General features: G+C 63.4%; 8 protein-coding genes. 2 read left to right on the top strand and 6 right to left on the bottom strand.

The window, feature by feature from the left end; translation table 11 throughout:
* Positions 1–370: 370 nt before the first annotated feature.
* The 6 genes from AC25Y4_RS15140 to AC25Y4_RS15115 form a co-directional block, all read right to left on the bottom strand.
* Positions 371–1,657 (bottom strand): adenylosuccinate synthase, encoded by a 1,287-nt coding sequence (locus tag AC25Y4_RS15140; RefSeq protein WP_488121250.1) that lies wholly within the window; start codon positions 1,655–1,657, stop codon positions 371–373.
* A gap of 113 nt (positions 1,658–1,770) precedes the next feature.
* Positions 1,771–4,461, bottom strand: coding sequence for a M66 family metalloprotease (locus AC25Y4_RS15135; RefSeq protein ID WP_488121249.1), 2,691 nt, complete (start codon positions 4,459–4,461; stop codon positions 1,771–1,773).
* A gap of 490 nt (positions 4,462–4,951) precedes the next feature.
* On the bottom strand, positions 4,952–5,449 hold the full coding sequence (locus tag AC25Y4_RS15130; protein ID WP_488121248.1) for a DUF3151 domain-containing protein: 498 nt from the start codon (positions 5,447–5,449) through the stop codon (positions 4,952–4,954).
* Positions 5,450–5,521: 72 nt separating this feature from the next.
* Positions 5,522–6,094 carry a TetR/AcrR family transcriptional regulator gene (locus tag AC25Y4_RS15125; protein WP_488121247.1) on the bottom strand — a complete coding sequence of 191 codons (573 nt, stop codon included), beginning with the start codon at positions 6,092–6,094 and terminating at the stop codon, positions 5,522–5,524.
* An 18-nt stretch (positions 6,095–6,112) separates the two neighbouring features.
* A complete protein-coding gene (locus tag AC25Y4_RS15120) occupies positions 6,113–8,077 on the bottom strand; it encodes a YhgE/Pip family protein (protein WP_488121246.1) in 1,965 nt (654 codons plus the stop codon).
* Positions 8,078–8,079: 2 nt separating this feature from the next.
* Positions 8,080–8,754, bottom strand: coding sequence for an ATP-binding cassette domain-containing protein (locus AC25Y4_RS15115; protein WP_488121245.1), 675 nt, complete (start codon positions 8,752–8,754; stop codon positions 8,080–8,082).
* A gap of 129 nt (positions 8,755–8,883) precedes the next feature.
* Here AC25Y4_RS15115 and AC25Y4_RS15110 point away from each other — a divergent pair, with 129 nt between their 5' ends.
* On the top strand, positions 8,884–9,651 hold the full coding sequence (locus AC25Y4_RS15110; RefSeq protein WP_488121244.1) for a hypothetical protein: 768 nt from the start codon (positions 8,884–8,886) through the stop codon (positions 9,649–9,651).
* Positions 9,652–9,678: 27 nt separating this feature from the next.
* A complete protein-coding gene (locus AC25Y4_RS15105; protein WP_488121243.1) occupies positions 9,679–11,577 on the top strand; it encodes a YhgE/Pip family protein in 1,899 nt (632 codons plus the stop codon).
* Positions 11,578–11,594: the final 17 nt, after the last annotated feature.

The raw sequence follows: 11,594 nt of genomic DNA, 5'->3' as shown, positions 1-11,594 counted from the left end.
GGACGCACCCGACTTCAGGCCTTACGGCTGTCGCTCCGGGGCAACGATTTGTAACTTTTTCGTTCTGACTCCCAAGAGAGAAACTCTCTCGAAAAACCGAACTCATCAAGCAGCGAATGAACGAATTGCTTCGTTTTGTTCTGCTTGGGATTGGCCCCGCTTGAGGCCGGTAAGCTTTCCGCTTTCCGAACCTTTGGGGTGACAAGAGAAAACAATACGCTGATCCCCCGATCCCTGCAAACCAGCGCCACATCCCGGGCGTGTCGACGTGTTCAACGTTGATTTTCCGCGGTTTAACGACCATCGCCCCCTGCCGGCATCTACAGATGACGACAGAGGGCGATTGGGGCTTTCGCGACGAACCGGGTGACTAGTCCACGAGGTCGTGGCGCACGACGATCTCGTCGCGGCCGGGGCCGACGCCGATCACGGAGATCCGGGCACCGCTCATCTTCTCCAGGGCCAGAACATAGTCCTTGGCCGTCTGCGGCAGATCCTCGAACGTCCGGGCTCCGGTGATGTCTTCGGTCCAGCCAGGGAACTCTTCATAGATAGGAGTCGCGTGGTGGAAGTCGGACTGCGAGACCGGCACCTCATCGAAGCGCACGCCGTCTACGTCATACGCGACACAGACAGGGATCTTCTCGATGCCCGTCAGCACGTCGAGCTTGGTGAGCACGAAGTCAGTCACGCCATTGATCCGCGCCGTGTAGCGCGCAACAGGAGCGTCGTACCATCCCGTGCGGCGAGGCCGGCCGGTGGTCGTACCGAATTCGAAGCCCTTGTTGCGCAGGAAGTCGCCTGACTCATCGAAGAGCTCTGTGGGGAACGGTCCGGCTCCGACGCGCGTCGTGTACGCCTTGACCACGGCGATGATGCGGTCGATACGGTTCGGCCCGATTCCCGAACCGGTGATCGCACCGCCCGACGTGGCGTTCGATGACGTGACGAATGGGTATGTGCCGTGGTCGACATCCAGCATCGTTGCCTGTCCACCCTCGAACAGCACGGTCTTGCCGTCGTTGAGTGCGTTGTGCAGCGTCAGCGCGGTGTCGTCGACCATGGGGCGCAGGCGCTCCGTGTAGCTCAGCAGGTCTTCCACGATCTCGTCGACCGTGATCGCACGACGGTTGAACATCTTGACGAGCATGTTGTTCTTCTGCTCGAGCGCGCCCTCGACCTTTTGGCGCAGGATGTTCTCGTCGAACAGGTCCTGGATGCGGATGCCGACGCGGTTGATCTTGTCGGCGTACGTTGGGCCGATGCCTCGGCCTGTCGTTCCGATCTGGCGCTTCCCAAGGAACCGCTCGGTGACCTTGTCGATCGTGCGGTGGTACTGGGTGATGACGTGAGCGTTTGCGCTCACCTTGAGCTTGGAGACGTCGACTCCGCGGGCGCTCAGCGCATCGAGCTCTTCGAAGAGAACTTCAATGTCGACCACCACGCCGTTTGCGATAACCGGCGTGACCCCGGGAGTCAGGATGCCGGAGGGCAGCAGGTGCAAGGCGTACTTTTCAGTGCCGACGACCACTGTGTGCCCGGCGTTATTGCCGCCGTTGAACTTCACAACGTAGTCGACGCGAGGACCGAGAAGGTCCGTCGCTTTTCCCTTGCCTTCGTCGCCCCACTGGGCTCCGATCAGAACGATCGCTGGCATGTGTCGTGCTCCTCCTGATGAACTCGCTGGCCGGCCCCCGAAGCGGCGCCGTGCAGCGCAGAATTCACCCCATCTTACCCGGGCGCTGCCCCCGGCCTGCTGGGGTGGCTCCGCTATGAAACAGGAAGCTTCAGGGAATGCAGCAGCGAAAGCGTGTCAGCGCTCAACAAGACCAGCGCGGGATGCGAGCTCGACGTCAGTCCCTTCCAGATCTGGTTGGCACCACTTTGCCTGCTGTACATCCCGGGCGTGCTCGGGGTCAGGTGCTTGTACAAATCGAGGTAACTCGACGTCGCACTCTTCAGGTGACCGTCGCTTTCCAGAGTCCAGACCTGCGACCCGGTCGTGACAGAGCACGACGTGAGTGTCGCCGGCGTGCCTGCGGTGAGGCACAGACCAGGTAGCGCAGCGTTGTGGATAGCGCCGCGCTCGTCCGTGATCCAGCGCTGTTCCTCCACATCGGCACACAACTTACTCGTGGCCGTGGCAACGACGCTGTTCTTCCCGCCGACATCGTCGACGCTCAGGCACCGCCCGCCGTCCACGGTGAGCTGGGCACCCTGTGGCAGTCCAACGGATCCGTTCTCCGTCATGCGGTTGTTGACCAGCACCTCAACCAGCTTGTCCCTCGCTGCCGCATCGCCGGCCACCAGCGCCACCTTGTTCTTTTTCACGAACGATTCAACGTCGCTCGCTGCGACCTGCTGGGACATGTAGCGTACGACCACTTCTGCGGATGTCGCGCTCAAGCCGCTGAGATCGCTCGCCCAGCTGGAGAGCTGGAGAGCCGCTGGTGCGGGCAGGATAGGGACGGCTGCGCCGACCAGCTTCTGCAACGACGTCTCAAGTTCGACGATCTCGACCGCTCGGAGTGCGCTGTAGCCCTGGGCTTCGCCCACGATGACGGCCGGGCTTAGCGCCGCGAGGTCGGTAGCGATCGTGATCGAGTCGCCCAGCTGGGTGGTTACGCCATCCGTGCGGCAGTTGATTCCAGCACCGGTCGGCTTGTCGCCGTCTGCGATGTTGACGTTGAACTGTTTGACGCCATCGGTGGCCAGCAGTGCACTGTTCTCTACGTGTCCGTCGAGGAAGGACACGGAGATCCAGCACTGGCGCGTCGAATTCATCACGGTCGTGTCTACTGACCCAGTAGCCGGAGTGAAGACGTTTCCGTAGTTGCTGCGGAAGGCCGGGTACATCACGGTCTGGTCGTCCTTGGCCGGGTTGTATCCGCCGAGCAGGGTGAAGACGGGAACGCCGACCTTGCTGGGCTTCGGCGAGCTGAACGTCGGGTTCTGAACCTTGGCATCGACATACGTGCCGGTCGTGGTGTCCCAGTCGCGGTATCCGCTCGGGTAGGCAAGGTCGGGCACCACAGTCTTGAGCGAGCGCTGGATGATGTCAGCACTGTAACCCGTGTAGTGGGTGTACTCCGAGAGCGTGCTGGTGACCCAGCCACCGGCCATCGAGTCACGGTTGTAGTTGTAGGCGCCCAGGTAGTTCTGCAGGAACGGATCGCCATTCACGTCGAACCCACCGGGCAGGAATGCGCTGCTGCCCGCCAGATTGGACCGCATCCGATCGCGGTAGGCGATGTAACCCCAGCCGCTTTCGCTGTGGTGACTCGCGTTGATGACCTTGTCATCACCGGTCTTGGAACTGTCGACTCCGGGGAAGTGGCCGAGACCGTAGGAGTGGCCGAGTTCGTGGCTGAACTCGTTGCCCATGGAGTCGTAGAGCGTCGCCATGCCGTTGCCACCGCTCAGGCCATGCGTCTGCACACCGTTGGAGTATTTGCCAGCCGAGTGGTGGATGATCCGCTCATTGAACGTGCCCGGCTGCACCTGGTTCATGCTGGAGCTCGACGTGCCGAAGTTTGCGAGGTTGATGCCTGTGCTCACCTGGGCCTTGCCCACGTTCTCACGCAGGTCGCCGCTGTAGACGTCGCCCGTTCCTGTACTGGCATCGGTGTAGATCGCGCCGCTCGCCACGATGACCTTCGAGAGGCTCACTGGTTCGTACTTGGCGACGATCATCTTGGCGACGGGAACTGTCTGGAAGTAGTCTGACCCGGCTTCTTCCGGTTCGTTGAGCAGGTAGTGGCCACTGGACTTCGGCGCGTCAGTCAGCATTCCGAGTTCGATGGAGCTGAGGATGAGCTCAGTGGGAGCGGCGAACTCGAATTTGTCCGCAGCCAGCACGCCTGTCTCGCCGGTATCGGTTGTGAACTTCAGGGACAGGCCGGTCTTCATCACGTCCCACGGAAGCTCGGTTGTCCAGGCCATCCGCGTGTAGACGACGTCTTCCCTGTTACCCGTGATGTCCATGTCGGAGCGCGGAATCCTGGTGGGGTCGTCGAGTGCGATCGTGCGGGTGACGACACCACCGATACTGACCTCGACTTTCACTGAACGTGCAGCCTTCGCCGGGGAGAACAGCAACAGTGCAGCGCGCTGCGTGACGAGGGTCGGCATGTTCTTCGCGCGATTGCCATTCGCGTCAATCGTGTGGCTTTGGGCGAACTGCACCTGGCCGCTCAGCGCCCCAGACAGGTCGTTGCGAAGCACTCGCTCAGCACCGGTGGCCGTGGTGTCGTAGAACCCAGTGGCAGCAAGCGTCGACAGGTCGTAGCCGTCAATCGGTGCAGGGGCCGGCGTCGGCGACGGTGTCGCAGTCGGCGTTGGAGACGGCGTCGGAGCCGGCGTCGGAGCCGGCGTCGGAGCCGGCGTCGGTGCTGGACTTGGAGCCGGCTCTGGAACAGCCGTCGCCGCAGGGCTCGGGGACGCACTCGGCGCCGGGCTCACCGTCGGTTGCGTTGTGGGTATCGCGGTCGGCGTGGTTGTGGGGCGTGGCGCTGGCTTCGCGTGTGGCCTCGATGGGGATTTCGGGGCCCCCGTCGGCCCCGGGCGCGATGCGGCCGAATTGGCGGCGGCCTGTGTCACCGATTCCGCGTTGGACGATGAGACGTCAGTGGCGCCATCCGATGCAATCCCCGAGCACGCGCTCATTCCGAGGAGAAGCGCTCCAGCACCGGCAATGGAGACGATCCGTCTGGTCAGACGGGTGTTGAGATGTGAGTGGCGGGGCATCGGTGTCCTCGGGGCTCGGATCCCTCGCACTCATGAACGCTGGGGAGTCAGTCATAACTGCTGCAGCAGCACGGACGTAAGTATGACGTCAGACAATGGATGCCAACAATACCCCTACCCCGTATTTGGGGGGTGCCGCATTTTCGTCGGCCGGATACACCGTGGTGGCCAGTCGCTACCGAAGCAGCCGGAGCCGGCGGGGCGCCTAGTTCGAGGAATCAGCCTGGTCGAGGGCGGAAGCCAGCTCTTCTGGCCTGATCACGGAGATCAGCTGCGTGCTGGTGTGCAGCGATTCAATGCGAGCGATCGCTGAATCGTCGGAATCATTGAGAAGAGCGGTCAGTCTCTCAACCTCGTCGAGCTCACCAATTTCCCTGGCGGCCCTGCGAAGCGCGAAGAAGGCCCGCAGAACGCCACGGTTGGGCTCGTGGCTCCAGGGAATCGAGCCTGCTCCACGCCATCCGGCCTTGCGCAGCGCGTCGAGTCCGCGGTGGTACCCGACTCTGGCATACGCGTACGACTCGAGGTAGCGCCCCTCAGAGTGCGCGACATCGGCAAGCTCCGCCCATGCCATCGGTGACGTCGGATGCGCGATGACAACAGCCGCCACATCATCGCGGGTACCCGCGCTCAGCGCCGCTAGTACGTCAGCCTCAGCGGGAAGAAGGGTCTCTGGCTTGTCGAGCAGATTTTTGCCGGTCACCTGCTCAGGCTACCGCGCCACCCTGTGAATGCTGGCGGTTGATTCTTCGTGAGCGCTCGAACACGCGACAGATCAGGGTTTCAGGCTCCCGCTGAGTGAGCTCAGGATGATCGCAGCCACGTCGTCGCGTGACCGCTCCGATTCGAACACCAGCCATTCGAGTCCGCCCATCAGCACCGCACCGAAGACGCTGCTGGCCATCAGGTCACTCGTCGAGCGCGCCTCTGACTCCGGCAAAGCTTCCGCGATGGCTGACGCAAATTCACCCAGCGCGTTGTGGCGAAGGGCAAAGAGCGTTTCCTGCCAGGCCCGATCCGTTCGGAAGATCTCCGCGGCCATCAGTTTGGCCAGCGCCGTGTTCTCTGAGATACGGAGCAGCAGGGTGTCGACGAGTACTTCAATGGCTTCCCAGCCGTGCAGGCCGGAGCGGGCCTCGCGAAGAATCTCCGCGAGGGCACCGACTCCTTCCTCCAGCAACTCCTCGAACAGCTGGTCCTTGTTCGTGAAGTTGTAATACAGGCTGCCTTTGGCCACGCCGGCGAGCTCGGCGACCTCGTCCATGGTCGTTCCGGTGATGCCTTTCGACGCCGCAATCTGAAGGGCTGCGTCGAGGATGGCCTTCTTGGTTCCGCTCACCCGTGGCATGGCAGCACCTTTCCGCGCTTAGATCGTGAGTTCGGGGTGCAGGCGAGCGATCGTCCACATCCGCTGCCTGGCTGCACTCCACGAGCTGATGGCAAGTGAGGCGACCAGGAGCACGGCGAGTAATCCCACCGAAAGCCACAGCCTATAGTCGATCCCGCCCGTGATCAGTTCTCGCAGCCCACTGACGACCCATGACGCCGGCATGTACGGGTGCAGCACCTGGAAGAACGTCGGCGTCGTTTCGACCGGGTATGTGCCACCAGACGAGCTGAGCTGCAGCATCAGGAGCACCAGGCTCACCACGCGGCCGGCCGCAGAGCCAAGCAGGATGATGAACATCTGCTGCAGGGCGAGGAACGCGAGCGTTGTCAGATAGATGAACGCGCTGGTCGCCAGCCAGTGCACGGGTTCGAGACCGACCCCGTAGACCAGCACGAGCACCATGATGATGACCTGGCCAAGGCCGATCGCCATGGCCGGGAGGAACCCGGTCATCACTGTGCGGAGTCCACTGGCGGATGTCGCCAGGGCGCGGGTGGGCAGCGCCCGCAGGATCAACCACGAGATCAAAGCACCGACGAACGTGGCGAGTGCGATGAAGAACGGGGCGAAACCTTCACCAAAGGTCGATGACTCGTTATCCCAGGTCTGGTCGAGGGTGACCGGGTCGGAGATGATCGACGACTTTTCGTTGATGAGCGATTCTGAGTCATTCGGAATCTGTGCTGCACCATCGGTGAGACCGTCGGCCAGGGTGTGACTGCCATCGACGAGTTGGGTGGCTCCACTCTCCAGCTGGCTTCCGCCGTCGAGCAGGGCCTCGGAACCGTCGACGAGCGTCTCAGTTCCGGTGAGCAGGCTGTGGGCGCCGGTAGCCAGTGTTGCCGCACCAGACTGGGCGGTCGAGATTCCAGCCGATACCTGCTGTGCACCAGCGCTGAGCTGGCTCGCACCGGTCGCCAGCGTTCCGCTGCCGGCTGCCAGCTGTGCTGCGCCGGCATCCGCTTGCGCCGCGCCAGCCTCAACCTTCGCCGCGCCCTGCTGCAGCTCGGTGAGCTTCGGCACGATTGCTGCCGCCGGAGTGCCAGCGGGGAGCGAGTTGATGGTGTCGATCATGGCCTGCACACTGCCCGTAACCTGGGCGGTTCCGGCAGCAACCTGTCCGGTGCCGTCCTTGAGCGTTTCCGCCCCGGACGCGAGGGTGCCCGCACCAGCAGCAAGCTCACCAGACTTGGCGGAAAGAGTCGACGCGCCGGTCGACAACGTGCCAAGGCCATTCGACAGGGAATCCGCTCCCGTGGCGAGCTTGCCGGCGCCGTCGTTCAGGGACGCGGTGCCATCAGCCAGGGTGGACAGGCCGACAACCAGGTCACCGGCGCCCGCCTTGGCCGTATCGAGGCCGTCGGCCAGCTGGAGCGCACCATCGGCTGCATCCTGGAGACCGGCTCCTGCATCGTGCAGCCCGACGAGAAGAGTGTTGACCGTCTGGTCACCGATGGTGAGGGCGACCGTGTCGCGCAGCTGCACCATGGCCTGCTTGCCGAGCGTGGAGGCCAGGAAGCTGTTGCTGTCGTTGTAGTTGACCTGCAAGACAGACTGCGTCGGAGTGTCGGTGCCCGCAGAGATGGCGTTCTCGGAGAAGTTCTCCGGGATGGTCACCGAGAAGTAGTATCCGCCGTCTGACACACCAGCGGCCGCGTCGGCCGCATCCGTGACCTGCCAGTCGAGGTCGTGGCCGTCGAGCAGCTTGTCGACGAGGTCGTCGCCCGCCGTGAGAGGGTCACCATCACGCTCTGCACCTGCGTCTTCGTTGACGAGGGCAACGGGCAGGTTCGTCAGCTCATCGGTTGGAGCCCAGAACGCCCAGAGATAGAGGGCGCCGTAAATGAGTGGGATAAAGAGGAGCACGGCCAGCGAGATCTTCGGCAGGGTGCCCTTGCGGAACCGTTGCAGTTCGGTGCCGGAGGAAAGGAAGGCAAACACGGTTAGTTCTCCTCGCTGATCGCGATGACGGTGGGGATGTCGCGCAGGGTGGTCCAGAGCTCTGGCTCTCCTGCGGTGGCCGCAACGACGACGACAGTGCCGCGTTCCGCGATGGCCGCGAGGCTCTCCCAAAGAATGCGGCGAGATGCGGATTCGTGGAGCTGCTCGATTTGGTCGACGAAGAGGACTTCGGGGTTCGACAGCATGGCCAGGGTGATGCGGAGCAGAAGGGACTGCAGCTCGGTGAGGTCCCAGATGGTGTCACTGACCTTCGGCAGCGGTGCTGAGCCGAAGATCGGCGTGGCCATGGCGGCGAAACGCCGGTCACTCGGCTTCGATATGAACTTCCACCAGGGTGCGATCCAGGATTCGCGCTCACGCACGGCCGCGCCGACGCTCACGGACTCTTCCAGGGAGTCGATGCCGTCGAAACCGGCAATGGCAGTGCGTTTCTGCACGCGGCGGGCAGCACCCGGAAGTGAGTGGCCGAGAACCTCTGCTGAGCCAGACGACTGCTTCATTCGGCCGGCAAGGGTGAGCAGCAAGCTGGTGCGGCCACTGCCGGATGGTCCGCAGAGGGCGGTGACGCCCGACCCGATGTCGAGGCTGACCGGCCCGAAAACGGGGCCACGTTTGGCTTGCACTGCAAGGCCATCCGTCCAAATAGTCGACTGCACGTCGAATCCTTCTTTCTTTTGTACTGACCAGTCAGTCTAACCCCACTACCACCAATGTCAATGCGGGACTACTCCTAACAAGTTCGACAACGCCCGCCTAGGCTGAGTGCACTGCAGGTGGGAGGGCGCATGATTATCACGCTCACCGGGGTGAGTAAGGGCCGCCGAGGATCCGCGCTGCCCGAAACCTCAATCGAGTTCAGCAGTGGGCGTGCGAGTCTCGCGGTGGCCGAGACCGCCCAGCGGCCCAGCGTCCTCGGCCTCCTCGCCTCTGGCCGCATGCGACCAGACACCGGCGAGGTGTCCATCGATGGGCAAACCGACTACGCCCAGATGCGCAGGCGAATCGCCCTGATTGACGCACCGGACGTCAACGACCCAGACGTCGACGTCACCGTCTACGCCATCGTCGCCGAGGAGCTGATGTTCGCAGGGCGACCGGCCGGACCTGTCTCTGTGCGTCGCGCCATCTCTGAACTCGGCTACCACGACTGGCAGAGCTGGACCATCGGTACCGTTCCCGCCATCGTGCGCATTCGACTGCTGACGGAACTGGCCACCATGCGCCAGGACGTCGACGCCCTCGTGATCACGGCCCCCGACCGGCACGGCGGAGACCCAGCAGATTGGTGGACACGGGCGACCGATCTTGCCGCCAGGGGCTTTGCCGTTCTTGTCATCGCCGGCGTGGCCTCCGCAACCGCTCTCGGACTGCCGACGATCGCGGGCGGGGTCTTTCATGCGCCGGCCCTTGGCGCGAGTAGCCCCCAGGCCATCGCGACACGCGAAGCCCAGCTCGCCCTTGAACGCGATCGCGAAGTGGAACTCGAACACGAACGGCCAGGTCTGTCCGACCAGTCGGACTACACCGCCAGGGATGCAGATACCGAGCAGTAACGTCAGCAGCATCAGCAAGGAGGAGTCATGAAGATTCCAGCCATGATCGCGGCCGAATTTCGTCGCCTCACCCGCACCCCCATGGCCGTGCTTGCCCTGATCGCCCTCGGGATCGTGCCACTTCTGTATGGCGGCCTGTACCTCTGGGCCAACCAGGATCCCTATCAAAAACTCGACGAGATTCCCGTCGCCCTCGTCGTGGAGGACACGGGCGCATCCGTCAACGGCACTGAGACGAACTACGGCGATGAGATCGCCACCGAACTGCTGAAGGGCAAGGTCTTCGACTGGCATCGGGTGTCGGCCGAGGACGCCCAAAAGGGTGTCGACAACCAGAAGTACGAGTTCAGCCTCACACTGCCAGCCGATTTCTCGCAGGATATTGCGTCATCGTCCGGGGATTCCCCGACGCAGGCGCAGGTGATCCTCACCACTGACGATGCCAACAGCTATTTGGGCACCACTATCGGCGAACAGGCGGTGAAAACCATCGAGGCCGCCATCGTGGCGAAGGTCAACGAGGAGGCCGCCCTCCAATTCCTTGATGGACTCGCCACCATCAGGGTCAGCCTTGTCGAGGCAGCGGATGGCACGCAGAAGCTCGTGGACGGTGCCACGACAGCGGCAACCGGAGCAGCGAAGCTGGCCGCCGGCAACGCTGAACTGGCGACCGGATCGGCGACCCTGCGGAACGGACTGCAGACACTGGCGTCTGCAACCGCCACGCTTCCATCGGAATCCGCTGAGCTTGCGAGCGGGGCAGCCCAAGTCGCCGCCGGCGATGCGCGGATCGCCACGGTGGGGAACGACGTGGGTGCGGTGTCGCAGGATGTCGTCAATCGGCTTCCGCAGGCGCGCGCGGATATCGCGCAGCAACTGACCAATTCGGGAGTGCTGACGGCGGACCAGATCAACCAGGTCCTTGCAACCCTTGACGAGTTCGGCACGCGGGTGAAAGAGGGAAACTCCCGCGTGCAGGGGGTCGTCGGCCAACTCAATGAACTCTCCGGTGGGGCAGCAGAGGTGGCCTCTGGTGCTCGAGAACTCGCCAATGCTGCTCCAGCGCTGACCCGCGGCATAGCGACGGCGGCATCCGGTTCGAACACCCTGGCCACCGGTGCAGCCCAGGCGAGCTCTGGCGCCACCGAGCTGTCCAACGGCCTCCCTGAACTGGTCAGCGGACTGAATACGCTGCTGACGGGGCTGAACTCTGGGATCGAGAAGATTCCGGATTCATCGCCGGAGCTCCGCGCGGCGCAGGCCAAGAACATCGCGAACCCCGTCGACGTGCAGACCTCGACGATTGCGCAGGCCGGTACCTACGGCGCCGGCCTCGCGCCGTTCTTTGTGGCCCTGGCGGCGTGGATCGGAATCTATTCGCTGTTCCTCATCGTCAGGCCAGCATCACGTCGAGCGATCACCGCGCTGCACTCCCCCATCAAGATCACCCTGGCTGGCTGGCTGACCCCCGCCGGAATCGGGGCGCTGCAGATGGTCGCACTCTTCTTCGTCGTGTCGGCCGTACTCGGCTTCAAGGTCGAAAGTCCGTGGCAGACGTATCTGCTCATGGCGCTCTTCTCTGCCACCGCAGCTGCGATCATCCTTGCCCTCAATATCTGGCTGGGCAGTGTGGGCCAATTCCTGGGGCTGGTGTTCATGGTGGTGCAATTGGTGACAGCCGGCGGCACCTTCCCCTGGCAAACGCTGCCCACCCCGCTCGCAGACGTTCACCATTTCCTGCCGATGTCGTTCGCGGTCGACGGCCTTCGACAACTCATGTACGGCGGCAATATGGCCTACGCCATGAATGACATGGCGGTTCTGGCCATCTGGCTGGTCGGCGCCCTGGTCATCGCGGCTCTCGGCGTGGCACGGATGACGCACTTCCGCACCCTGCGAGACCTGGAGCCGAGCCTGATCGAGTAGGTCATGGCGAGCACCGC

The organism is Leifsonia sp. Y878, from assembly GCF_057669685.1.
Note: the sequence above shows the minus strand (reverse complement) of the source record. Positions and strands in the feature narration are given on the sequence as shown.

Bases quoted from the DNA above. Each gene is read 5' to 3' on its own strand.
- AC25Y4_RS15105 (WP_488121243.1), top strand. From the start codon at position 9,679: ATGAAGATTCCAGCCATGATCGCGGCCGAATTTCGTCGCCTCACCCGC.
- AC25Y4_RS15125 (WP_488121247.1), bottom strand. From the start codon at position 6,094: ATGCCACGGGTGAGCGGAACCAAGAAGGCCATCCTCGACGCAGCCCTT.
- AC25Y4_RS15140 (WP_488121250.1), bottom strand. From the start codon at position 1,657: ATGCCAGCGATCGTTCTGATCGGAGCCCAGTGGGGCGACGAAGGCAAG.
- AC25Y4_RS15110 (WP_488121244.1), top strand. From the start codon at position 8,884: ATGATTATCACGCTCACCGGGGTGAGTAAGGGCCGCCGAGGATCCGCG.